General features: G+C 54.8%; 25 protein-coding genes. 20 read left to right on the plus strand and 5 right to left on the minus strand.

The genetic code is table 11. From position 1 onward, the window contains the following. Position 1: 1 nt before the first annotated feature. Together clpS and ACWFTY_RS06235 are read right to left on the minus strand one after the other, a co-directional pair. Positions 2-340, minus strand: a complete 339-nt coding sequence (gene clpS, locus ACWFTY_RS06230; RefSeq protein ID WP_447526855.1) for an ATP-dependent Clp protease adapter ClpS — start codon at positions 338-340, stop codon at positions 2-4. 219 nt (positions 341-559) lie between these two features. Then, positions 560-1,423 carry a phasin family protein gene (locus tag ACWFTY_RS06235; protein ID WP_447526493.1) on the minus strand — a complete coding sequence of 288 codons (864 nt, stop codon included), beginning with the start codon at positions 1,421-1,423 and terminating at the stop codon, positions 560-562. 257 nt (positions 1,424-1,680) lie between these two features. Here ACWFTY_RS06235 and ACWFTY_RS06240 point away from each other — a divergent pair, with 257 nt between their 5' ends. The 3 genes from ACWFTY_RS06240 (at position 1,681) to ACWFTY_RS06250 (ending at position 3,986) form a co-directional block, all read left to right on the plus strand. Beyond that, positions 1,681-2,730: a type III polyketide synthase gene (locus ACWFTY_RS06240; protein ID WP_447526494.1), complete on the plus strand. Its 1,050-nt coding sequence runs from the start codon at positions 1,681-1,683 to the stop codon at positions 2,728-2,730. Beyond that, a complete protein-coding gene (locus ACWFTY_RS06245) occupies positions 2,727-3,257 on the plus strand; it encodes an isoprenylcysteine carboxyl methyltransferase family protein (RefSeq protein WP_447526495.1) in 531 nt (176 codons plus the stop codon). The genes ACWFTY_RS06240 and ACWFTY_RS06245 overlap by 4 nt, the downstream gene beginning before the upstream one ends. A 348-nt stretch (positions 3,258-3,605) precedes the next feature. After that, positions 3,606-3,986, plus strand: coding sequence for a DUF1304 domain-containing protein (locus ACWFTY_RS06250; RefSeq protein ID WP_447526496.1), 381 nt, complete (start codon positions 3,606-3,608; stop codon positions 3,984-3,986). Positions 3,987-4,094: 108 nt separating this feature from the next. Here the strand turns inward: ACWFTY_RS06250 and ACWFTY_RS06255 are convergent, their stop codons facing one another. Both ACWFTY_RS06255 and ACWFTY_RS06260 read right to left on the minus strand, forming a co-directional pair. After that, positions 4,095-4,793 (minus strand): hypothetical protein, encoded by a 699-nt coding sequence (locus tag ACWFTY_RS06255; RefSeq protein WP_447526497.1) that lies wholly within the window; start codon positions 4,791-4,793, stop codon positions 4,095-4,097. A gap of 201 nt (positions 4,794-4,994) precedes the next feature. Then, positions 4,995-6,173 carry a diguanylate cyclase domain-containing protein gene (locus tag ACWFTY_RS06260; RefSeq protein WP_447526498.1) on the minus strand — a complete coding sequence of 393 codons (1,179 nt, stop codon included), beginning with the start codon at positions 6,171-6,173 and terminating at the stop codon, positions 4,995-4,997. Between the two features lie 79 nt (positions 6,174-6,252). Between ACWFTY_RS06260 and ACWFTY_RS06265 the strand changes: the two genes are divergently transcribed. After that, a complete protein-coding gene (locus ACWFTY_RS06265; protein ID WP_447526499.1) occupies positions 6,253-6,390 on the plus strand; it encodes a hypothetical protein in 138 nt (45 codons plus the stop codon). Positions 6,391-6,400: 10 nt separating this feature from the next. On the opposite strand, the gene ACWFTY_RS06270 is transcribed toward ACWFTY_RS06265, so the two are convergent. Further along, a complete protein-coding gene (locus ACWFTY_RS06270; RefSeq protein ID WP_447526500.1) occupies positions 6,401-8,731 on the minus strand; it encodes a TonB-dependent receptor in 2,331 nt (776 codons plus the stop codon). Between the two features lie 316 nt (positions 8,732-9,047). On the opposite strand from ACWFTY_RS06270, the gene ACWFTY_RS06275 reads away from it, so the two are divergent. From ACWFTY_RS06275 to rplB, 16 genes are all read left to right on the plus strand, one after another. Continuing rightward, a complete protein-coding gene (locus ACWFTY_RS06275) occupies positions 9,048-9,440 on the plus strand; it encodes a host attachment family protein (protein WP_447526501.1) in 393 nt (130 codons plus the stop codon). Between the two features lie 265 nt (positions 9,441-9,705). Continuing rightward, positions 9,706-10,953, plus strand: coding sequence for a cytochrome P450 (locus ACWFTY_RS06280; RefSeq protein WP_447526502.1), 1,248 nt, complete (start codon positions 9,706-9,708; stop codon positions 10,951-10,953). A 1-nt stretch (position 10,954) separates the two neighbouring features. Then, complete coding sequence (locus tag ACWFTY_RS06285; protein WP_447526503.1) at positions 10,955-11,611, plus strand: TetR/AcrR family transcriptional regulator; 657 nt, start codon at positions 10,955-10,957, stop codon at positions 11,609-11,611. Positions 11,612-11,687: 76 nt separating this feature from the next. Beyond that, positions 11,688-12,323 (plus strand): PAQR family membrane homeostasis protein TrhA, encoded by a 636-nt coding sequence (gene trhA / locus ACWFTY_RS06290; RefSeq protein ID WP_447526504.1) that lies wholly within the window; start codon positions 11,688-11,690, stop codon positions 12,321-12,323. Positions 12,324-12,474: 151 nt separating this feature from the next. After that, positions 12,475-12,651 (plus strand): addiction module antidote protein, encoded by a 177-nt coding sequence (locus tag ACWFTY_RS06295; RefSeq protein ID WP_447526856.1) that lies wholly within the window; start codon positions 12,475-12,477, stop codon positions 12,649-12,651. After that, positions 12,644-12,889, plus strand: a complete 246-nt coding sequence (locus tag ACWFTY_RS06300; protein WP_447526505.1) for an addiction module antidote protein — start codon at positions 12,644-12,646, stop codon at positions 12,887-12,889. The genes ACWFTY_RS06295 and ACWFTY_RS06300 overlap by 8 nt, the downstream gene beginning before the upstream one ends. A gap of 172 nt (positions 12,890-13,061) precedes the next feature. Beyond that, positions 13,062-14,699 carry a patatin-like phospholipase family protein gene (locus ACWFTY_RS06305; RefSeq protein WP_447526506.1) on the plus strand — a complete coding sequence of 546 codons (1,638 nt, stop codon included), beginning with the start codon at positions 13,062-13,064 and terminating at the stop codon, positions 14,697-14,699. A gap of 302 nt (positions 14,700-15,001) precedes the next feature. Continuing rightward, a complete protein-coding gene (rpsL, locus tag ACWFTY_RS06310; RefSeq protein ID WP_067198316.1) occupies positions 15,002-15,373 on the plus strand; it encodes a 30S ribosomal protein S12 in 372 nt (123 codons plus the stop codon). A 23-nt stretch (positions 15,374-15,396) separates the two neighbouring features. Further along, complete coding sequence (gene rpsG, locus ACWFTY_RS06315) at positions 15,397-15,867, plus strand: 30S ribosomal protein S7 (protein ID WP_335662699.1); 471 nt, start codon at positions 15,397-15,399, stop codon at positions 15,865-15,867. 199 nt (positions 15,868-16,066) lie between these two features. Beyond that, positions 16,067-18,160: an elongation factor G gene (fusA, locus tag ACWFTY_RS06320; RefSeq protein WP_447526507.1), complete on the plus strand. Its 2,094-nt coding sequence runs from the start codon at positions 16,067-16,069 to the stop codon at positions 18,158-18,160. 152 nt (positions 18,161-18,312) lie between these two features. Next, a complete protein-coding gene (gene tuf / locus ACWFTY_RS06325) occupies positions 18,313-19,503 on the plus strand; it encodes an elongation factor Tu (RefSeq protein ID WP_447526508.1) in 1,191 nt (396 codons plus the stop codon). A gap of 122 nt (positions 19,504-19,625) precedes the next feature. After that, entirely contained in the window at positions 19,626-19,937 is a 312-nt protein-coding gene (rpsJ, locus tag ACWFTY_RS06330) for a 30S ribosomal protein S10 (RefSeq protein ID WP_066744965.1), read from the plus strand. Positions 19,938-20,132: 195 nt separating this feature from the next. Then, positions 20,133-20,984 carry a 50S ribosomal protein L3 gene (rplC, locus tag ACWFTY_RS06335; RefSeq protein WP_447526509.1) on the plus strand — a complete coding sequence of 284 codons (852 nt, stop codon included), beginning with the start codon at positions 20,133-20,135 and terminating at the stop codon, positions 20,982-20,984. A gap of 3 nt (positions 20,985-20,987) precedes the next feature. Continuing rightward, entirely contained in the window at positions 20,988-21,614 is a 627-nt protein-coding gene (gene rplD, locus ACWFTY_RS06340) for a 50S ribosomal protein L4 (RefSeq protein ID WP_447526510.1), read from the plus strand. Beyond that, positions 21,607-21,915 (plus strand): 50S ribosomal protein L23, encoded by a 309-nt coding sequence (locus tag ACWFTY_RS06345; protein ID WP_067198324.1) that lies wholly within the window; start codon positions 21,607-21,609, stop codon positions 21,913-21,915. Before rplD ends, ACWFTY_RS06345 begins: the two co-directional genes overlap by 8 nt. A gap of 6 nt (positions 21,916-21,921) precedes the next feature. Continuing rightward, a complete protein-coding gene (gene rplB, locus ACWFTY_RS06350) occupies positions 21,922-22,758 on the plus strand; it encodes a 50S ribosomal protein L2 (RefSeq protein ID WP_447526511.1) in 837 nt (278 codons plus the stop codon).

Genomic DNA, 22,758 nt, shown 5'->3' on the forward strand with positions numbered 1-22,758 from the left:
TTCAGGCTTTCTCAAGCGTGCACTGCAGCGGATGCTGGTTTTTGCGGGCGAAATCCATCACCTGAGTGACTTTGGTTTCCGCGACTTCGTAGCTGAACGTCCCGCAGACCCCGACGCCTTTCTGGTGGACATGCAACATGACGCGCGTGGCCTCATCAATGTCCATGTTGAAAAATCGCTTCAACACCAGGACGACAAATTCCATCGGCGTATAATCGTCGTTGAGAATGAGGACTTTATAGGGGCTGGGCTTTTTGGTCTTGGCTCTGGTCTTGGTCGCGATGCCGAGATTTGTGTCGTCATCGTCGTCACCGGAGCCTTTGTCCGCATCGTCGCCCATGACCGGCTGGTTGCCGGCAGGGATTTGCCGAATGAATTTATGGAAGGGGGAAAGAATCTGCTGGTTCATCATTAGCCTCAGGATATGGTATTTTTACCCTCGAGGGCAAGTGGCGGATTGATAGTTTCGGAAGCTTTTGCGGTGACCCGTGTCAATAATGCACAAATAAAAAGGGCCGCTCCAGCGGAACGGCCCTTTTTGATCGGTTGAAGAAGCGGCTTAAGCGGCTGCTTTCAGTTCCTTGCGGATTTCGCTGACGCGATCAGCAATCGGCTGATAGGCTTTGCCAGCGAGCTTGACGACAGCATCGGCATTGTTCGAAGTCTGGTCCATCACCCGGTCCAGGCCGCTGCGTACATAGTCAGCCTGCTTTGCGAACATGTCCTTCGGTGTCGCGACGCTGAACAGGCCCTGCAGAGCGCGGCTGGCTTCAACAAAATTCTCGCGGGTATATTCGACGTTGGTCTTGCCGATTTCCTGAGCGCCCTTCGCAGCGATCTTGCCGCTTTCGAGCAGGGTTTCAACATTTTCGCGGTTGAATTCAACGGCGTTCTTCGACAGTGCAACGGCACGTTCAGCAGCTGCTTTGGCGCGGGTTTGCGCGTCGGCGGTCAGCTTTTCAAAGCGCGAGCCCATCTGCTCAGCAGTTTTCTTGGCAGTGTTGGCAGCCTTGGTGTTGGCGGCTTTGGTGTTCTTCACAACGCGTTTGGTTGCGGTGGTTTTGGTGGTAGCCATTTTCTTGGTTCCTTTGGTCGTTTTGTTCAATGTGGTTTTGGCGGCTGGCTTCGCAGCGACTTTACGCTTCGCTGCGGCCTTCTTTGCTGCCGGCTTGGTTGCTGCGGTTTTTTTGACAGCAGGCTTTGCCGCTGTTGCCGGTTTAGCAGCGGGAGCCACCGGCTTTTTGGTATCTGTCACTACCGGAGCTTGTTCAGCTGCGGCTTTCTCGACGGTCGCGGTTTCTGCAGCCGGTTTGTCGGAAATATTGGTCGCGGAGGCCGCTGCAGCATAAGCCGCATCAGCAGAGAGCGAGCCGGTTACTTTTCCTGCCGGGGCAGTGGATGTTTCGTTCTTCGTATCAGCCATCGGTTATCTCACTTCTATGTTGCAGTGCACAAATAGGGTATCACACTGCCAATGTCAAGAAAAATGGTGCAGTGCACAATAAGTCACTTTTTGACGCAGAAGCTGCTGGAATATAGTCGTTTTTTGGGACTGTATATTATTTGATAACGATATTTCTCTGGTCTTCGCCATACGTGCTATGGTGCATTGCACCAGATTTGCGTGTTTCCCTGCTGCATCTGTTGTAACAGCTGCATAATGATGATCGAAAGTTCCCCATGTCCATATTGAAATCTATCGCCACCGCTGTTCCCGATCACCGGATCAGCCAGGCTGAAGTGCTGGCGGTGCTGGCGAAGGCCAGGGGGGCGGCACTTCCGGCCAGGCTGGAACAAATCCTCGGGAATAGCGGGATTGATCAGCGCTATCTTGCCTGCGAGGCGGATTATTATCTGGAGCCACGCAGCTGGACCGGCCGGGCCGCTATCTATGATCAGGTCGGTACGCGGCTGGCGCACAAGGCGGCCGGGGATGCGCTGGAAAAGGCTTCGCTCGCGCCATCCGATATCGACGCCATCATCGTGATTTCGACTACGGGGATGATGACGCCCTCTATTCCCAGCCGGATGATCGAGGCGATGGGTTTCAAGCCGTCGACCCAGACCATTCCGGTATTCGGCTATGGTTGCGCCGGCAGCGTGCTCGGCCTTCGGCTGGCCAATGATCTGGCGGACGCGGGTGAGGGTCAGAATGTTCTGATGATCTCGCTTGAATTGTGCAGCCTGTCTTATGATTATAGCCAGTTCGACAAGAAGAACATGATCGCCACCGCGCTGTTTGCCGATGGCTGTGCTGCGGCTGTGCTCAGCGGCAAGACGGGACAGGCCGGTGCGCCCAGCTTCCGTGCCTTTGACCAGAAGACCTGGCCCGATACCCGCGACATGATGGGCTGGGACATCGGCACGACTGGCTTCGATCTGGTGCTGGCGCGGGATATTCCGACTTTCGTGACCAGGGATTTCGCGCCCTTTTGCGATACCTTTCTGAAAGCGGAGGGTCTGGAAATGTCCGATCTCGCCGAACCCGCCTGCCATCCCGGCGGGGGCAGGGTGGTGGAAGCTTTGGAGGCATATTTCGCGCCGGCCATTGCCGGTATCCCTGCCACTCGCGAAGTCCTGCGTCAGCATGGCAACATGTCCTCGCCGACGGTGCTGTTCGTGCTCGAGCAGCTCCTGGCAGAGAAGCCCGACAAGCCGATCCTGCTCACCGCGCTCGGTCCCGGCTTCACAGCAGCGCTCGGTATCCTCGATCCGCAGGGTGCAGCATGACTGATCAGCTTGGCGCCATTTTCACGACCAGTCCGACAACGGTGACCTGGGTGCTTGTCTATATCGTCGTCCAGCGGCTGGGCGAACTGGTCCACGCCAATCGCAATACCAAACGACTGCTCGGCGAAGGCGGGCAGGAACATGGTGCGGACCATTATCATTATTTCATTTTTCTCCATAGCGCCTGGATTGCGATCATTGCCTTGCTGGTCGACCCGCTGCACACGATCCATCCGGCGATGCTGGCGCTGTTCGTCGGCACGCAAGTTTTGCGCATCTGGACGCTGGCGAGCATTGGCCGCTGGTGGACAACCAGGATCATTTCGGCGCCGCATTTCGACCGGGTCAAACGCGGGCCCTATAAATATATCAGCCATCCCAATTATCTCGTCGTCATACTCGAGATCGCGATCGTTCCGCTGATGCTCGGCCTGCCATGGGTGGCTCTGGTCTTCTCTATCCTCAACGCGATCCTGTTGCGCCACCGGATCGGCGTCGAAAATAAGGTGCTCGGCGAGCGCGGCTAATCCAAAGTTTGTCAAAGTTGGGGCCAATGACGGCTTCGATCGGACTTCAGACAATGTCTGAACTGGACCTGCCAAGGTAAAAAACAATTCTCTCGGGGTGGATTGAACTTTACAAACTTTACAGTGTTAAGAAAACCGAAAATCTGCGACCTTTGGCTGGTGCTGTTGGATATGAGGCGGCCAAAACCGAGGCTGCTCAAAATGTTAAAGAACCAGTGTGGAATTTATCAAAATCCGGCGATGTAGGAAAGCCATTTGCTATCACGGCCAGATAATGCTGGCCAGCAAGCCATGTTGAGCTTGCAGATTTACCGCCTATAAGAGCCACCAGCCTCGGGGAGTTACTGCGTGTCGATATTTGCCAAGATCATGATCACGCTGGTTGCCATTCTCCATCTCTACGTCGCCTGGTTCGGGATATTCGCCTGGCAGGCGCAGGGGCCGGCGACCTTTCCAGACCTCCCCGCCAACCTGTTCGAACCGACAACCGCCATGGCCGCCAATCAGGGGGTCTATAATCTTTGTGTTGCTGTCGGCCTGATCTGGTCGCTGTTCATTCGCGATGCGGAATGGCAGCGCAAGGTCGCGAGCAGCTTCCTGCTGTTCGTGGCCGCAGCGGGCATTTTCGGGGCCTGGCGTGTTTCGCCGGATATTGCGCTGGTGCAGGCGGGGCCAGCGGTGATCGGGCTGCTGTTGCTGTGGTTGCCTTTGAGCCGGATGCGGCGGTAAGCCGCTGCCCGTCATCCTGAACTTGCTTCAGGACCCCTTGAGATTGGGCACCGACGCCCGAGGTCCTGAAACAAGTTCAGGATGACGAGTGATCCCCGAGCTCTCCCTCTAGCCGAAAGATTTCCTCGATAGTGCCGTCAGTCCGAGAACGATAGCCGCCGCTGCCACGGCCGCGATCACCAGCGTCATTGCGGAACCCATATTGGCCACGGCGATGCCGAAAAAACCCCAGGCCACGGCGATGGCATAGGGCCATGACTGGAGGCGAAGGGCATTATAGCCGGTGAAGCCGGTCGCTAAAATCAGTGCAATCACTGCTGCCGTAAATTCACCGACAAAACCATATCCGGCAAGCAGCAGTCCGATGGATAGGAACGAGGCAACAGACAGCCAGCCCGCATAGAGCGCGAGTGGCCATTTTGCTATCCAGACGGGTGATGCATTTCCAGAGCGATATAATGCCACCAGCGCGGCGATCAGCATGATCCATATAAGGACGGTTGCCCAGATAGGCGAAATCAGCGCGACGGGCAGCCAGATCGTGCCGACGGCCAGAGATAGCGCCAGTGCAATGCGACTCTTGTCCCATTCCGCGTCCTGCCTGAACTTGAATGCGCCAAAAAATGCATGGGCGACCAGCCACAAGTAGATCGGACCCCAGATACTGAAAGCCCATCCAATTGGCTGAACCGGTGGATTGTTCTGGGGTACCGGATATCGGTCCGGGTCAATCCCGCCAAATTCCGGCGACAGAAAAGGCGCAATGGCAAAGGCCAGCGCTACGATAAGGACGAGTATGGCTTTCATGAATATTGTTTCCCGATGTTCGCTGGACAGGCCATAGAATGACAAACCGGTTGTCGCAGTACGTGTTTGTGGACAGGTACGCTCGGTACATCACGACCATTCCTCATCCTGATAGAACTTGGGATGACGGCATTGGTTGCAAAATTCCCGATTCACCCGGCCTAGCTTAAGAGGCTTCGCGTTCGGCTTGCCTTCGCGACATCAGGCAATATTGCGCAAAACCGGCTTCACCTGCTTGCTCACGCCTTTGCCGCTACGCTTCATCTTGTAGAGCGCGCTGTCAGCAGCCTTGAGCAATTGCTCGGTGCCCTTACCGTCAAGCGCCTGAACGGCGATGCCGACGCTGGCTGATGGTGTCAGGATATGGCCGTTGATTTTGGCTGGCCTGGCGAAGCCGGAAAGATATGCAGTCGCTCGCGCCAGCGCTTTTTCGTGACCGGTCACATCGGGCATCAAAATCAAAAATTCATCGCCGCCGAGACGGCCGACAATCTCGTCTGCGGCACAGCTCTGGTTTAGCCGGTTGGCAACCTCGACCAGCAGATGATCGCCGACATCATGGCCCAGATTGTCATTCACCTGCTTGAAGCGATTGAGGTCGATTAAGGCAACAGCAAAACCGCTGCCGTCGCTGGCGAAGGACCGTTCGGCCAGATGCAGATGGTTCATCATCGCCCGGCGATTGGCCAGTCCGGTCAGGGGGTCGCTATGCGCCTGTTTCCATATTGTATGGCGCATGATCAGACCGGAAATGATCTGATTATAGCTATCGATGATGAACCGGATCATCAGCAGCACGATCGTGATCATGCTCCATCCCATGATCACGTCATCAAAACCGCCTACCAAGATCATCGCGATAGCCGATGGTATCACTCCGACAAGCAAAACGGTGACGGCTGCCTTTTTGACGCAGGCCAGACAATGGGCAATGCAGGTTGATCCGAAGACCAATGACATCGGGATGAACATCTGGTTTGCGAACATGCCGGTTGTAATTATGAGGACCGACCAGATGCTGAGAAACGAGACGATAGCGATCGAGAGGACGGAGAGGTTTCTGAGGATTTTCTGCGAGTGGACCAGAGAATCCGGATCCTTTGGATAGCGCATCCACATCACCATCCGCCCTACGCAGCCGACCGCTAACAGGCCCATCCAGCCATAATAGACTGGCTCAACCCCTTCGTGAGCCGACAGCACCATCACCGACACCAGATTGAAAATGGCGACCAGATAAATCATCGGTACATGGGTCATGGCCCGGTGCAATTGCATTTGCTCGATCGAGGACCGGATTTCTTGCGGGATTTTTGGCGACCGCCATGGAGTTTGCCAGGATGTCTGCCAGTTTTCTTCTGATAGTGGCGCTAGATCCATGTCGTCAGGCCATCCTGCAATAGCGGGTTGAGTATATAATGTCCTGACTAGGCGACTGCTGTACAAATAGGGTTAACAAATGTTTTCGGTATATGCGCAGATTCGCGGATATTGCGCCGTTCGCACCGGATTTGTCCGCCATCCGCAAGCGGCGTGCATTGGTCACCATATTCCCGGCGAAGGCCGCAGCCTCACCGGGAATATGGTCTGTTTCTAGCGCGTGGTCGCTAGAATTTCGCGCTGGCCTGCACGCCGTAGAAGCGCGGTTCCGCCGGGATGAAGGTCGGGATGCCGAAGGCACCGCCGGTATTGCCGGCATCAAGCAGGTAATTTTTATTGGTCAGGTTGCGGGCAAAGCCGGCAATCTCGAACTGGTCATCGGCGAAGGAAACGCCGGCGCGCAGATTGACAAGCGTGACAGCGGCCTGGCTGGCCAGCAGTGAATTCGGCGCTTCGAAATAGACCCGGCTGCGATAGGTGACACTGGGCGTTGCGAAGAAGCGGGTGCTGTCATTGATCGGATAATCGATAGTGAAGCCGCCTGCTGCCTGGACTTCCGGTTGGAGGCGAAAGCGCGCGCCGGCCAGATTGCCGTTGCCCGGCTCGTCATCGATGCCACCGTCAATATAGCCGATATTGGCGAACAGGCTGAGCCATTCGGTGGCACGGACACTGACCTCGGCCTCGACCCCGAAGTTGGTCGCGCTACCGGCGCTGAGCGTGGTTGTGGTACCGGGGCTGGCCGGATCGTTGACGGTGACCTGGAAATTGTCATAGGTCTGGTAATAGACGCCGAGCGAACCGGATATCGGGCCCGATGCTCCCTTCAGGCCGACCTCGTAATTCCACACGGTTTCTGCGGCGATGTCGTTGAAATTGCCGATCGGTCCGGTGGGTGTGGCGGTGGCACCGGCGTTCACCGTAGCGGAACGGCGCCCTTTAGAGACCGTGGCAAAGCCATTGATATCATCGGAGAAGCGGTAGAGGATATTGAAACGCGGCAATACCGCCGAGAAACTGTCCTCGGTGCGGAAAGTCTGGCCGTCGGTGTCGGTGATCGCGAAGGGTGGTGCGCCGGTGAAGACGGAACCCGGTGCGGTGGCGCGATAGCCTGAGCGGCGCTTCTCGATCAGCACGCGGACGCCTGCGGTCAACTCGACGCTGGGGGTCGGGATCCACGTGCCGTCGGCGAAGACCGAATAGCTGTCATTCTTGCCGAAATTTTCGAACACGGCCTGATAGGGGATGGTATCGACAGCACCGCCGGTCAGGTCGCGGATCGCGTCTCCGGCCGGCACGCCATTGTCATCGACACAGGCAACGCCGGCGACGACGGCGTTGGCCAGACATTGGAAATAGGTCACTTCATCGGTCGAGAAGGGCACTCGCTGATTGCTGTCCTCGCGGAAGAAATTCCAGCCGAAGCTGCCGCGGAACGTGTCGCCATTATTATAGGTGAAGCGGGTTTCATGGCTGCCTTGCTCGCCATTGGCATCCTCGGCAAACTCCAGGAAATAGGCGGCGGAGCCATCGGCGTCGAAGACTTCGTTGCTGTTGAACTTGCGAAAGCCGTTGACCATGGTGAGGTTCCACTCGTCGGCAAAATCCCAGCTCATCGTCAGATTGGCGTCATAGACATCGCGGGTCAGGCCGAGCTTGTCATCGCCCAGTACTGCTGCCGAGAAAGGCGAACCGCGCAGATCGGCAGCCCCGAATGGATCGGCCGGTCCGGCGCTGGTCGGCAGCGTGCCGGAGATAAACGGCGTGCCGGAGTTGCGCTGGCGATCATAGGTCAGCACCAGATCGGCGGTGAAATTGCTGTTCGGCGAAAAGTGCAGGGAAGCGCGGCCACCGAGCTGGTCCTGCGCATAGAGATCATCCTGATTGGCCGCGAGATTGGTGACATAGCCGTCGCGCTTCTTATAGGCACCGGCGACACGCACCGCGAGCACATCCGATCCCGCGTTGAGATGGCCGCTCAGCGTATAGGCGTCAAAATTGCCATAGCTGGCGGTGATTTCGCCGGACAGGCCGGGCTGTGGCTTGTTGGAGATGATGCTGATCGCGCCGACCGCAGAGGCGGTGCCGAACAGGGTCGCCTGCGGCCCCTTGATCACCTCGATCCGGTCGATGTCGTACAGGTCCTGATAGGAGCCGCGCGAACGGGAGATATCGACGCCGTTATAATAAAGCGTGACACGGGCGGCCTGCTGCGCCGAGCCGCTGTCCGAGGTGATGCCGCGGATGACGATGCCGGGATTATTGGCGCTCTGCTCCTGGATATTCAGGCCGGGCACATAGTTGGACAGCTCGTCGAGATCGGAGACGCCCAGTTGCTTGAGCCGCTCGCCCGTATTCGCCGAGATAGTGATCGGCACATCGGTCGACTTCTGCTCGAATTTCTGGGCGGTGACGATGATGACGTCGCCGTCCGACTCTTCTGCCAAATCATCGGTATCGGACTGGGCGACGGCCGGGGCCGCTCCGGCAATAAACAGCGCGGCGGCGAGGGCGATCAGAGAGGGGCGGGACAGGGCGTCGGGTGAATATTTTGTCATGGAAGCTTTCAGCCTTTTTATGTGCGACACGGGAACGGATGGTGCAGTGCAGCAAAGCTGTGACAGGTTGACGGTCACCGGATGACGTTTTGGAGAATTTTGTGCGACACCATTGTGACAAGGGCGCGATGGCGGGGAGCAATAATCGTCATCCTGAATTTATTTCAGGACCCCCAGAGATTGCGCGCTGACGCCTGAGGTCCTGAAACGAGTTCAGGATGACGAGGGGACGTATTGTCGCCCCGACGGCAATTCTCGAAAGCAACCTTTTCCCGACTTCCGCGTTGATTGTCCGAACCTAAAAAAGGACATGAATATGGGTAACCTGAATTTTCCGGAAGAAACATTTGTCGTCATCGCCACCGGCAGGGAGGCCAAGACCTTCTATGTCAGGAGCGGTTCGCTCGAGCATGACGGCGACTGGACGCCTGGCGATCTCGCCGATCAAGGCCCTGCCGGCAAATCACCGTCCGAGCAGTCGCCGCGCGAAAGCATGGAGGCGACCTTCTCGAAAATCATCGCGGAAAAACTTTACGATCTCGCGCACAAGGGTGCCTATGAGCGGTTGATCCTGGTTGCCGATCCGGACTCGCTGGGCGAAATCCGGCCGCTGCTGCATCAGGAGGTGAGTGACAAAATCGTGCTGGAACAGGCGAAAACGCTGATCAATTCACCGGTGGCGGATATTGAGAAGTCTCTGGCACAATAAGTTGTGAGGTCGTTAACCTAACCAATTACTCGTCATCCTGAACTTGTTTCAGGACCCCTAGAGATCGCGCGCTGCCGCCCGAGGTCCTGAAACGAGTTCAGGATGACGAGGGAGGGGCGGCGCGCGATCCTCAGGCCACTCTGTCCCCCTCAACAGCAACGCCAGCTCCCACGCCACACCCCACAGAAAATTTGCGCTCGATCCAAATTAGGGTTATCACCCTAAAAAAAGACGAGTCGTGCAAAATCTCTGGAGGGGGAAGACTATGGCAACGGTATTGGAAGCAACAAAGGCCGCGATCGAACCGATCGACGTTTCGCTGGCGGAACTCTATGCGGAGGATCGCTGGCAGGAGCCGTTTCGCAAATTGCGCGCCGAAGCGCCGATCCAATATGTGCCGGATTCCAAATTCGGGCCTTATTGGTCGATCTCGACCTACAAGCCGATCGTCAATGTCGAGGCGCTGCCGAAGATTTTCTCGTCGTCCTATGAATATGGCGGCATTTCGATTGCCTTCTATACCGACCGCCTGCTGCCGGACGAATTCCGCCAGCCGCAGTTCATTGCGATGGACCCGCCGCAACATACCGCGCAGCGCCGGACGATCGCGCCGGCTTTCGGGCCCAGCGAAGTCAGGGCGATGCAAGACGAAGTTCGACAACGCACCGGCGAGGTGCTCGACTCGCTGCCGGTCGGCGAAGCCTTTGACTGGGTCGAGAGACTGTCGATCGAACTGACCACCGGGATGCTGGCCAAATTGTTCGATTTCCCGTGGGAAGATCGCGACAAGCTGACTCTATGGTCGAACAAGCTGGGCGATGTCGAGCTGATCCACGAAGAAAACGGCATCGCGCGGCGCAATGAATATGCCATGGAAATGGCTGCGGCCTTCACCAAATTATGGGAACGCAAGGCCGGTGAAGCGCCGGGCAAGGACCTGATCTCGGTGATGATGCAGTCGGAATCGATGAGCGAAATGAAGCCCGAGGAATTTATCGGCAATCTGATCCTGCTGATCGTCGGCGGCAATGACACCACCCGCAACTCGATGAGCGCTTATGCCTACGGTCTCAGCCAGTTCCCCGAAGAGCGGGCGAAGCTGGAGGCCGATCCGTCGCTCATCCCCAATGCGGTGGCGGAGCTGCTCCGCTGGCAGACGCCGCTGGCGCATATGCGGCGAACGGTGATGGAAGATACCGAACTGGACGGCGTGGCGATGAAGAAGGGCGACAAGGTCGTGCTCTGGTATCTCTCCGCCAACCGCGACGAGAGTATTTTCGAGGATGGTGACAGCATCCGCGTCGACCGGGACAACGCGCGGCGGCATCTGTCCTTCGGTTACGGCATCCACCGTTGCGTCGGCGCGAGAGTAGCCGAACTGCAGCTGCATGTGTTGCTCGAGGAAATGGCGAAGCGGCGCCTGCGGGTCAATGTGCTCGAGGAACCGGAGCGTGTGCCCGCCTGTTTCGTCCATGGTTACAAGAAAATGATGGTCAAGCTGGAGCGTTACTGATTTGAAAACCCGCGACCGGATCGTGCTTGAGGCCCGGCGGCTCTATAACCAGCGCGGCTATGGCAATGTGTCGAGCGCCGCGCTGGCCGAGCATCTCGGCATGGCCGAGGGCAATCTCTGGTATCATTTCAAGACCCGGCGGGCGATTCTGACGGCGATCAGCGAAGGCTTTGCGATCGACATCGAAAAGCGGCTGTCGCGGCTGCCGGTGGCGGGCGCGGATATTGTCGACGAATATGGCGATCTGCTGCAGTCGCTGATCTGGGAGTTCCAGGAATATCGCTTCCTCTACCGCGACCAGGGTGATTATGGCGGCCATGACGAGATTGTCCGGCGCGGCGCCCGCGGCTGGATCGAGCGGACGCAGCATCAATTTCACGTCTATTTCAAGGCCTTTGTCGCGGCCGGGCTGCTTGACTGGCAGGAGGATCGTCTGGCCGATCTGGCGATCAACGCCACCATCATCCTGCGCTACGGCCTCGACCATTATCGCGAGATGGGCGCCTCGATCGAGCAGGGCGGCGGCGCGGTGCGCAGCAGCCTGCTCCGCCATCTCACCCTGTTCGAGCACAAGCTGCTTCCCGGTGCGGTCGAGCGGCTGAAAGGATCGATCGAGCGGATCGAAGTGGGCGAGGGGCAGATCGCGGCCGTTGGTTAGTGGGTGACTGTTGGCGATAAATATGCTGTCATCGCTATCCCGTCTCCAATGCCCCCCTTCCAAAGATTGTGACCTGATGTACCCCACTCCCGATAAACAGGAACGCCGCGCCGATTTTATCGTCCATGGCATAGGATTGATTTTCATCCTGGCGGCCGGCCTGGCGTTGCTTTTACAGGCTGCTGCCGGTCACGGTCTGGCTGTGGTTGCGGCGGTCGGTACCTATGTGGTCTGCGTGGCATTTTCTCACGTCATGTCCATGTTCTACCATTTGTCACCTTTTCATGACCGGCGGCTGATGCTGCGCCGGATCGACCATGCGGCGATCTATCTGACGATCGCGGGAACTTTTACCCCGATTTTTGTCCTCGCGGGCACGGAGTTCAGCCTCTTCCTGCTGACGACGGTCTGGGCGCTCGCTATTCCCGCAATACTGTACAAGATATTTGGCAAGAACCTGGATTCGCGCTGGTCGCTGGCTTCCTATCTCGGTCTGGGATGGATGGGCATTATTGGCGTGCCCGAGATGATGGAACAGTTGCCGCCATTATCATTATGGGCGATGTTGGCGGGTGGAGCCTTTTATTCGCTCGGCACGATCTTCTATGCCCGCAAGGGGTGCCCCTTTCGCTATTCCATCTGGCATAGTTTTGTGATGATGGGCGGGGCGAGTTTCTTTGTGGCGATTTGGGTGGCTTTGGTGGCGGGTTAGAGTGACTGCCCACCGCAAGCTCCCCGCGCCGTCATCCTGAACTTGTTTCAGGATCCCGTGAGATTGCGCGCCGACGCCTGAGGTCCTGAAACGAGTTCAGGATGACGAAGGTAAGGGGGGCAGTTTTGGCCATTTCGTAGTCGCCGCGCTGATCCGCACCGCGCTGAACGATGTCGCGCGCGCCAAGGGCATGACGGCGGTGGCAGCAGAGAGCAAGATCACGCGGCAGGCGCTGTACAAGGCGCTGGGTCCGAATGGCAATATGACGCTGGAGACCTTGCTGGGGGTGCTGCGGGCGATGGGGGTGCGGTTGTCGGTTAGTGGGTGAGGGCGGCAAATTGGGGATTGTTGCAACTGTCACCGTGATCGAAGAAAATGACGCCGCGCTGATCCGCACCGCGCAGAACGATGTCGCGCGCGCCAAGGGCATGGCTGCGGTGGCCGCTGAGAGCAAGATCACGCGGCAGGCGCTTTACAAGGCACTGGGTCCGAATGGCAATATGACGCTGGAGACCTTGCTGGGGGTGCTGCGGGCGATGGGGGTGCGGTTGTCGGTTAGTGGGTGAGGGCGGCAAATTGGGGATTGTTGCAACTGTCACCGTGATCTGGCTATGAGTTATTGGAGAACGGTGGGCATCGGGTTCAATGTCACAGTAAATCCCTAAAAACAGATGATTTGAGAACTGTTGCAATTATCGTTATAATAATTAAACTGCTAACTCTTGAAAACGGGGTTTTTTGTTGGATATTTCTATAGCTTTTCAGGGCGGTGGAGCCAAGTTATTTGATTTGCTAGCAGCAGTCGATGCTATCCGATCTTTGGAAAAGGACCTGGAAAACTTTAACGTAATGAGAGTTTCAGGCGCATCTGCAGGAGCAATCGCCGCTGCAATTTACGCGTTGGATGGAGATATTGAAAATATATTGGCCAGCGCTGCCAGCTTCGATTCTATGATAGCGCAAAAATTTCCGACAAAACGTATGAAAAGAATAAATGTTGTAAGACGATTGATATTGAATCAACCGATTTATGACGAAGCGTCGGTTCATGCGCTGATATTAGAATTACTTAATAAGGCCGGAATTTCTGGGGATCGAACCATTGCGGCGTTGATGAATGGAAAAACTGCTCAACTTCGAATTTCTTGTTCCGATATTCTGGGCTTGACCAAGCCAGTCCATAATGAAACTTCTCAAACACAATTGGTTGAAGCGTTGGTAGACTCTTGTGCAATTCCGATCGCTTTTCGTATGCCAGTCAAAGGTAGTAGCAAGAGCTGTATCGTTGACGGTGGTTTGTTCCAGAATCTGCCTTCTGAGGAGGCACTCAAAGACCTAAGGCCGGGCCAAAGAGCGATGGGAGTTTCCTTCGTTTCGGAGGTGCCCCTTAACCGAGCGGAAAAAGGAGTGTTGAATTATGCGATGGCGATCTTTGAAGGAATGGTTTCCGAACGGGTAGAAGAATCAAAGCGCCAGTTAGGCCCTTCTAATGTTTTACAATTGCACACAGACATTTCAACTTTCGATTTTGCTTCAGTTTTTGAAGGTAAAGTTCGCCAACGGTTTTATGTGAAATCAAAAAATTCCAAAAAGCAGTTTGAAGCTTGGTTTCAAGGAAGTCTGGCTCGCAGTAGTCCAGATTGGTTTTCCCTCGAAAAACACGATCTCTTGGAATTGGAGCACTTAACCAGTTCCGTAGCACTGTCCTTTTATGAACAGCTTCGTAATACTAATTATCATGCCGATGTCGCAACTCAAGAAGTTTATGCACAATCGCTAATGGGTGATGACTATCCCGACATTTACACAACTACTTTAGGTTTATCTGGAGATAAAAACCAAGGGCTTCAGTTTCTTAAATTGAGATTCTATGTTCCGGATGATCAGCAGCTTTTACATCCATCTGTTCATGTTGTCGGCAAGGACGATAAGCCATTTCCGGCATTAATTATACCATTGCGAGAGGCTGGTGGAATTCGGGCTCGGTCTGTTTTGATTTGTTTTTCGAGGCCGTTGGCAACAGGAGATTCTGTTAGAGTCAGAAAAACAGAAACTGCGTTTGGTGCTATGAAGAAATATAAGGAGAAAGGTTGGACCGAAGAGACTTTGGCTCTAACAGCCGGTAAATCAGCAGACTTTATGTCGGTCATCATTCATTTTCCAGCATTGCAAGTCCCAAAAACTTGGAATGACGCTGACGAGAGTGTCGCGATTGAGGCAAATGAAATCTCTGAGCAGGATGGTAAACAGGTATTGACAATTTCCCAAAAATCACCAGATACCGCACGAGGTTGCGTTACGTATACGAATTCAACCACTGAAGTTTCGGAACCTTCCGATAAGACACGCTATATTAAGATATTCTACTATAAGTAGACATCAGTTTAAAGGAAGCATCTATGCGTATGCCAGGCACTCAAACTTTATAATTTAGAGTCAAGACTCTATTAGCTTGCAATTGGGCAGGTTAGGCAAACTGTGATCGTATTAGAACCTGTGTCGATGCTTTCCAAACCCTTGACCCCCGCCCGAATCCCGTCTAAGGGCCGCGCTTCCGCTTCTTCGGGCTCCGCTCGACGCCGCAGAAAACTTACATAGGCAAAACACTTGCCGCTATTTTGAGCGGTGAGAGTAACCCCTGCATTTTGCAGGACAATCTACTATAAGGTGAAGACTTTATGCCAACGATTAACCAGCTCGTCCGTAAGGGGCGGGTGCCCCAGAAGACGAAGTCCAAGGTGCCAGCCATGGAAGCCAACCCACAGAAACGTGGCGTTTGCACCCGTGTCTACACAACGACTCCAAAGAAACCAAACTCCGCTCTGCGTAAGGTTGCCAAGGTTCGCCTGACCAACCAGCGCGAGGTCATCAGCTACATTCCCGGTGAAGGTCATAATCTTCAGGAACATAGTGTTGTCCTGATCCGCGGCGGCCGTGTTCGCGATCTTCCCGGTGTGCGTTATCACGTACTGCGCGGCGTTCTCGATACCCAGGGTGTCAAGGACCGTAAGCAGAGCCGTTCGAAATATGGCGCCAAGCGTCCTAAATAGTTTCAGTTTCGGAGTTATAATATATGTCACGTCGTCGTCGTCCCGAAAAGCGGGTCATTTTACCCGATCCAAAATTCAAGGATCTTATCCTTTCGAAATTCATGAACAACCTGATGATGGATGGTAAGAAATCCACCGCAGAGCGCATCGTGTATGGTGCCTTTGACAGCGTTGAAGCCAAAGCGAAGAAAGATCCTTTGCAATTGTTTCATGATGCTCTGAACAATATCAAGCCGGGCATCGAAGTTCGCAGCCGCCGTGTTGGTGGTGCGACCTATCAGGTTCCCGTCGAAGTGCGTCCCGAACGTGCGCAGGCTCTGGCAATCCGCTGGATGATCTCTGCCGCTCGCGGTCGCAGCGAAACCACAATGGCCGCACGCCTGTCGGGTGAAATCCTCGACGCGTCGAACAACCGTGGCAACGCAGTGAAAAAACGGGAAGATGCGCACAAGATGGCTGAAGCCAACCGCGCATTTGCCCACTACCGCTGGTAGTAAGAAATATAGACCGTTCGTCCCGGGCCTGTTGAAGGGCATATCTCGTCAGAGAATTATTCTCGATCGAGGCGCTTCGACAAGCCGGGTACGGACGGACTTTATATCAAGATTTCGATTTAATCGGGGCTGGCATTGTTCAGCCCATTTCACTATAGGGCGGCCAGAAATTGGTTCCCCACATACTGGAGTACAGACTATGGCACGCAGCCATCCGCTCGAACGATATCGCAATATCGGCATTATGGCCCATATTGACGCTGGTAAAACAACAACGACCGAACGTATTCTTTTCTATACGGGCAAGTCCTATAAAATCGGCGAAGTGCATGATGGCGCGGCAACGATGGACTGGATGGAGCAAGAGCAAGAACGTGGTATTACCATTACCTCTGCTGCGACCACCTGTTTCTGGCAGGCTGAAGACCGCAAGGGTCCAGAGCACCGGATCAATATCATTGATACGCCAGGCCACGTTGACTTCACCATTGAAGTTGAACGTAGCTTGCGTGTGCTCGATGGCGCGGTAGCCTGTTTCGACGGCGTTGCCGGCGTTGAGCCACAGTCCGAAACCGTATGGCGTCAGGCTGACAAATATAAAGTGCCGCGGATGTGCTTCATCAACAAGCTCGACCGCACCGGCGCCAACTTCAAATTCTGCGTCGATTCGATCGTAGAGCGTCTCGGCGCGACCCCTGCTGTTCTGTATCTTCCTATCGGTATCGAAGCCGATCTGGTCGGTCTGGTTGACCTGGTCAACGAGCGTTCGATCACCTGGAAGAACGAAGACCTGGGCGCTGAATATACTTATGGTGAGATTCCTGCGGACATGGCCGACGAAGCGGCTGAATATCGCGAGAAGCTGATCGAGCTTGCTGTCGACCAGGATGATGACATCATGGAAGCCTATCTCGAAGGCAATCTGCCTGATGCTGCGACGCTGAAGAAGCTTATCCGCAAGGGTACGCTGAACCAGAGCTTCGTGCCTGTGCTTTGCGGCTCCGCGTTCAAGAACAAGGGTGTCCAGCCTTTGCTCGACGCCATTGTCGATTATATGCCAAGCCCGCTCGACGTTCCCGCCATTAAGGGCGTGTTGCTCGACGGCGAAACCGAAGATACACGTGCATCATCTGATGACGCGCCATTCTCCGCGCTTGCCTTCAAGGTGATGAACGATCCGTTCGTGGGTACGCTGACCTTCTGCCGCATCTATTCCGGCAAGCTGGAAAAAGGCACGGTATTGAACTCGGTCAAGGACAAGAAAGAAAAAGTCGGCCGTATCCTCGAAATGCACTCCAATGACCGTAAGGACATTGAAGAGGCGTTCGCAGGCGACATCGTTGCTCTGGCGGGTATGAAAACCACCACGACCGGCGATACGCTCTGTAATTCCGAGAAGCCGATCATTCTCGAACGCATGGAATTCCCAGAGCCGGTTATCGAGCTTAGCGTTGAGCCAAAGACCAAGGCTGACCAGGAAAAGATGGGCGTTGCCCTGAATCGCCTGGCTGCTGAAGATCCGTCCTTCCGGGTGACCACTGACCACGAATCGGGTCAGACGATCATCAAGGGCATGGGCGAGCTTCACCTCGACATTCTCGTCGACCGTATGCGTCGCGAGTTTAAGGTCGAAGCCAATGTTGGTGCGCCGCAGGTTGCTTATCGCGAATCCATCGGCAAGGCTGTCGACATTGATTACACGCATAAGAAGCAGTCCGGCGGTTCCGGTCAGTTCGCGCGTATCAAGTTCGAAGTCACGCCGGGCGAGCGTGGATCGGGCATTACCTTCAGCGATGAAGTCAAGGGCGGTAATATTCCGAAAGAATATATCCCGTCGGTCGAAAAAGGCATGCGCGAAACGGCTGAAACCGGTTCTTTGATCGGCTTCCCGATCATCGACTTTGACATTCGTGTCTATGACGGTGCCTATCATGATGTTGATAGTTCGGCGCTGGCATTTGAAATCGCCGGTCGTGCAGCAATGCGCGAAGCGGCCCAGAAATCCGGCATCAAATTGCTTGAACCGATCATGAAAGTTGAAGTGATCACTCCGGAAGACTATCTTGGTGATGTGATCGGCGATCTTAACTCTCGCCGTGGTCAAATCCAGGGTACGGATACACGCGGTATCGCCCAGGCTGTGGACGCCATGGTGCCGCTTGCCAACATGTTCGGTTATGTGAATGAACTGCGTTCCTTCAGTCAGGGACGTGCACAATATTCGATGCAATTTTCTCACTATGAGGAAGTGCCGAACAACGTGGCAGAAGAGATCAAGGAGAAAATGGCTTAACGGCCACTCCTTTTCGAGGTAACGCGCTTTCCTTTTGTGCGGGTCTGACGGGAAATGCCCCGGACCGGCAAAAGGGTGTTGACAGAATTAGAGAGTCTCGCCAAAGCGCGGCGCAGACTATCAAGATGATAGAAAATCAGAGGTAAAATAAAATGGCTAAAGAGAAGTTTGAGCGCAACAAGCCGCACTGCAACATCGGAACCATCGGTCATGTTGACCACGGCAAAACGACGTTGACTGCGGCGATCACCAAGGTTCTTGCTGAATCAACTGGCGGTACCGCTGTTGACTTTGCAAACATCGATAAGGCTCCTGAAGAGCGCGAGCGCGGCATCACCATTTCAACGGCTCACGTTGAATATGAAACCGAAGCACGCCACTATGCGCACGTCGATTGCCCAGGCCATGCCGATTATGTGAAAAACATGATTACCGGTGCTGCGCAGATGGATGGTGCTATTCTGGTGGTTAACGCTGCTGACGGCCCGATGCCACAGACTCGTGAGCACATCCTGCTCGCTCGTCAGGTTGGTGTTCCTGCGCTTGTTGTTTTCATGAACAAGGTTGATCAGGTCGACGACGAAGAGTTGCTCGAACTGGTTGAAATGGAAATCCGCGAGCTTCTGTCTTATTATGACTTTGATGGCGACGCTATTCCAATCGTATCCGGTTCTGCCCTGGCTGCGCTCGAAGGCCGCGACGACGAAATCGGCAAGAACAAGATTCTTGAACTGATGAAAGCTGTCGACGAAGCCATTCCACAGCCAGAACGTCCAGTTGATCTTCCATTCCTGATGCCAATCGAAGACGTGTTCTCGATCTCGGGCCGTGGTACGGTTGTTACCGGTCGCGTTGAAAGCGGTATCGTGAATGTTGGTGACGAATGTGAAATCGTCGGTATCAAAGATACCACGAAGACCACCGTTACCGGCGTTGAAATGTTCCGCAAGTTGCTCGATTCCGGTCAAGCTGGCGACAACATCGGTGCTTTGATCCGTGGCGTTGACCGTGAATCGGTTGAACGTGGCCAGGTTCTTTGCAAGCCAGGCTCGATTACGCCGCACACCGAATTCTCGGCTGAAGTTTACGTGCTGTCGAAAGACGAAGGCGGCCGTCACACGCCATTCTTCGCCAACTATCGTCCACAGTTCTACTTCCGTACGACTGACGTAACCGGCGAAGTGATCCTTCCTGAGGGCACTGAGATGGTTATGCCAGGTGATAACGTTACGATCGGTGTTAAACTGATTGCTCCAATCGCTATGGATCCAGGTCTTCGCTTCGCTATTCGCGAAGGCGGACGTACCGTTGGATCAGGGGTTGTCAGCAGCGTAACAAAGTAATATAGGAACGCCTCGCTGCCCGGATCGGTGATTCGGGCAGCCAGTTTTTTCGCCGCTCCGGCCTTTTTCGTTAGAAAATCGGGGCGGTTTATTTTTGGCTCTTTGACATTGGTAACAGGTACATGGAAACGCAAAATATTCGCATTCGCTTGAAGGCATTCGATCATCGGGTTCTAGATCAAGCGACCGGCGATATCGCTGATACTGCACGCCGCACTGGCGCTCTGATCCGTGGACCGATACCTTTGCCAACGCACATTGAAAAATTCACCGTTAACCGCGGGCCGCACGTAGACAAAAAGTCTCGCGAGCAGTTCGAGGTTCGGACCTATAAAAGGTTGCTCGATATCGTGCAACCAACGCCGCAGACTGTCGATGCTTTGATGAAGCTCGACCTCGCTGCTGGTGTAAATGTCGAGATCAAACTGGCCTGAGCCAATTGATTGGAGATTTCTGCCCAGGCGGAAATTAGACGAACGACAGGATACCGCCGGTTTTCACCGGGCAGCGTCCTCCGTCTCGTTCCGGATTTTCCGGAACTATTACAGCCCGGACGGGGTGACGCATGACAATTTGGGCTGGCAAGCCGGACGAAATGGTTCGTTCGGCCTCTGTGAAGGAGATTGATCGTGCGTACAGGCGTGATCGCGAAAAAAATGGGGATGACCCGCTTGTTTCAGGAAGATGGTCGGCATGTGCCGGTTACCGTTCTTTCTCTGGAAGAATGTCAGGTTGTCGGAGCCCGCAATCAAGAACGTGATGGCTATTTTGCTGTTCAGCTTGGTGCAGGTGCCCGTAAAGCGAAAAATGTAAACAAGCCACAGCGTGAAGCTTTTGCCAAGGCAGAAGTTGAGCCAAAGGCGCGGGTTGCCGAATTCCGGGTTGATAGCGAAGATGCTTTGCTCCCTATCGGTGCTACCGTAACTGCTGACCATTTCATTGCCGGCCAGATGGTCGATATCCAGGGTGTTACCCAGGGTAAAGGCTTTGCCGGTGCGATGAAGCGTTGGGGTTTCGGCGGTATGCGCGCAACTCATGGTGTTTCTATCTCTCACCGTGCCCATGGTTCTACTGGTCAAAACCAGGATCCGGGCAAGGTTTTCAAAGGCAAGAAAATGGCCGGCCATATGGGCGCGAGAAACCGCACCCAGCAAAATCTGGAAATCGTCCGTACAGACGCCGCTCGCGGTTTGATCTTTGTGCGTGGCAGCGTTCCCGGTTCCAAGGGCGGCTGGCTTCTGGTTAAGGACGCCGTCAAGGTTGCTCTTCCAGAAGGTGTTCCATTCCCGGGTGCTATGCGCCGTAACGCGGATGAGACGGCGACTGAAGATGCGCCGGCTGGCATGATCGAAGCGGATGCAGCGATCGAAGCGCCAACTGGTCCAACCGATGCAGAAGTAGCGGCAGCAGCCGACGCTCCGGCAGAAAAAACGGCAGATGAGAAGTCTGATGCTGCAGATGATGCAGGGAAGGAGGGCTAAGCCATGAAATTGAAAGTGATAACCCTCGACGCGAAAGCCAAAGGCGACATCGAATTGAACGATGATGTCTTCGGTATCGAAGCGCGCGCAGATATTCTTCACCGTGTCGTCAACTGGCAGCGCGAAAAAGCACGCGGAACGGCCCGTCCGACCCGCGAGCGTTCAGACGTTGCTCGTACCGGTAAGAAATACGGCAATCAAAAGGGCGGCGGTACCGCTCGTCATGGTGATCGTCGTGCTCCTATCTTCATCGGTGGTGGTAAAGCCCACGGTGCTCGCAAGCGTGATTTCAATCCATCGCTGAACAAGAAAGTTCGCGCTCTGGGTCTGAAAATGGCGCTGAGCGACAAGGTCAAAAATAACAACCTGATCGTGCTCGAAAATATTGATTTCAAGGAGGCCAAAACACAGGCGCTCTTGGCCAATATTTCAAAGCTCGGTTTTGGCAAGACGGCGCTGATCATGGACGGCGATGTTGTGAATGAAACTTTCTCGAAGGCTTCGAACAACATTCCACGCGTCAATGTGATGCCAGCTGCTGGTGCCAATGTTTATGACATTCTGAACCATGAAACCCTGGTGCTGACGCGCGCAGCGGTAGAAAAGCTGGAGGCGCGCTTCAATGGCTAAAAAAGAAGCAGTCGATATTCGTCACTATGACGTAATTGTCGGCCCGCATATCACCGAAAAATCGACCTTGCTCAGCGAGCATAATGCTGTGGTATTCAAGGTTGCGAACACCGCAACCAAGCCGCAGATCAAGGCAGCCATCGAGGCGTTGTTTGATGTCAAAGTCAAAAACGTCAACACGCTGGTGCAAAAGGGCAAGACCAAGAAGTGGAAGGGGCGTCCCTACACTCGCAACGACATCAAAAAGGCTGTTGTCACTTTGGCCGAAGGCCAGACCATTGACATCACCACGGGAGTTTAAGGGCACATGGCATTAAAATCCTATAAACCGACAAGCCCCGCCCGGCGTGGTCTTATCCTGGTCGACAAGAGCGGCCTCTGGAAGGGCAAGCCTGTCAAGAAGCTTGTCGAAGGCAAGAACAAGACCGGTGGCCGGAACAACAAAGGCCATGTCACGTCACGCGGCATCGCTGGTGGTCACAAGCAGAAATATCGTCTCGTCGACTTCAAGCGGCGCAAATGGGATATGTCTGCTACGGTTGAACGGCTCGAATATGATCCGAACCGTACTGCCTTTATCGCGCTGATCAAATATGAAGATGACGAACTGGCCTATATCATTGCACCGCAGCGTCTCGACGTTGGCGACAGCGTGATTGCTGGCAAAAAGACCGACGTGAAGCCTGGCAACGCAATGTTGCTGTCGCAGATGCCGGTTGGTACGATCGTTCACAATGTTGAAATGAAGCCAGGCAAGGGCGGCCAGATCGCTCGCTCGGCTGGTGCTTATGTCCAGATTGTTGGTCGTGATCGCGGTATGGTTATTGTTCGCCTGAAAAGCGGTGAGCAACGCTATCTTCGCTCCGATTGCATGGCGACTGTTGGCGCGGTTTCCAACCCCGACAATTCAAACCAGAATTTCGGCAAGGCAGGCCGTACCCGCTGGAAGGGACGTCGTCCTCTTACTCGCGGTGTTGCGAAAAACCCAGTCGATCACCCGCATGGTGGTGGTGAAGGCCGGACTTCCGGTGGTCGTCATCCCGTTACGCCATGGGGTAAGCCAACCAAGGGTGCTCGTACCCGTAGCAATAAATCGACTGACAAGATGATCATCCGGTCGCGTCACGCGAAGAAGAAGAGGTAA

It is taken from the genome of Parasphingorhabdus sp. NYA22 (genome assembly GCF_976973735.1).

Excerpts from the sequence above, each read along its gene's own strand:
- clpS (WP_447526855.1), bottom strand. The coding sequence starts at position 340 with ATGGGCGACGATGCGGACAAAGGCTCCGGTGACGACGATGACGACACA.
- ACWFTY_RS06235 (WP_447526493.1), bottom strand. The coding sequence starts at position 1,423 with ATGGCTGATACGAAGAACGAAACATCCACTGCCCCGGCAGGAAAAGTA.
- ACWFTY_RS06240 (WP_447526494.1), top strand. The coding sequence starts at position 1,681 with ATGTCCATATTGAAATCTATCGCCACCGCTGTTCCCGATCACCGGATC.
- ACWFTY_RS06245 (WP_447526495.1), top strand. The coding sequence starts at position 2,727 with ATGACTGATCAGCTTGGCGCCATTTTCACGACCAGTCCGACAACGGTG.
- ACWFTY_RS06255 (WP_447526497.1), bottom strand. The coding sequence starts at position 4,793 with ATGAAAGCCATACTCGTCCTTATCGTAGCGCTGGCCTTTGCCATTGCG.
- ACWFTY_RS06260 (WP_447526498.1), bottom strand. The coding sequence starts at position 6,173 with ATGGATCTAGCGCCACTATCAGAAGAAAACTGGCAGACATCCTGGCAA.
- ACWFTY_RS06265 (WP_447526499.1), top strand. The coding sequence starts at position 6,253 with ATGTTTTCGGTATATGCGCAGATTCGCGGATATTGCGCCGTTCGCACC.
- ACWFTY_RS06270 (WP_447526500.1), bottom strand. The coding sequence starts at position 8,731 with ATGACAAAATATTCACCCGACGCCCTGTCCCGCCCCTCTCTGATCGCC.
- ACWFTY_RS06275 (WP_447526501.1), top strand. The coding sequence starts at position 9,048 with ATGGGTAACCTGAATTTTCCGGAAGAAACATTTGTCGTCATCGCCACC.
- ACWFTY_RS06280 (WP_447526502.1), top strand. The coding sequence starts at position 9,706 with ATGGCAACGGTATTGGAAGCAACAAAGGCCGCGATCGAACCGATCGAC.
- trhA (WP_447526504.1), top strand. The coding sequence starts at position 11,688 with ATGTACCCCACTCCCGATAAACAGGAACGCCGCGCCGATTTTATCGTC.
- rpsL (WP_067198316.1), top strand. The coding sequence starts at position 15,002 with ATGCCAACGATTAACCAGCTCGTCCGTAAGGGGCGGGTGCCCCAGAAG.
- rpsG (WP_335662699.1), top strand. The coding sequence starts at position 15,397 with ATGTCACGTCGTCGTCGTCCCGAAAAGCGGGTCATTTTACCCGATCCA.
- fusA (WP_447526507.1), top strand. The coding sequence starts at position 16,067 with ATGGCACGCAGCCATCCGCTCGAACGATATCGCAATATCGGCATTATG.
- tuf (WP_447526508.1), top strand. The coding sequence starts at position 18,313 with ATGGCTAAAGAGAAGTTTGAGCGCAACAAGCCGCACTGCAACATCGGA.
- rpsJ (WP_066744965.1), top strand. The coding sequence starts at position 19,626 with ATGGAAACGCAAAATATTCGCATTCGCTTGAAGGCATTCGATCATCGG.
- rplD (WP_447526510.1), top strand. The coding sequence starts at position 20,988 with ATGAAATTGAAAGTGATAACCCTCGACGCGAAAGCCAAAGGCGACATC.
- ACWFTY_RS06345 (WP_067198324.1), top strand. The coding sequence starts at position 21,607 with ATGGCTAAAAAAGAAGCAGTCGATATTCGTCACTATGACGTAATTGTC.
- rplB (WP_447526511.1), top strand. The coding sequence starts at position 21,922 with ATGGCATTAAAATCCTATAAACCGACAAGCCCCGCCCGGCGTGGTCTT.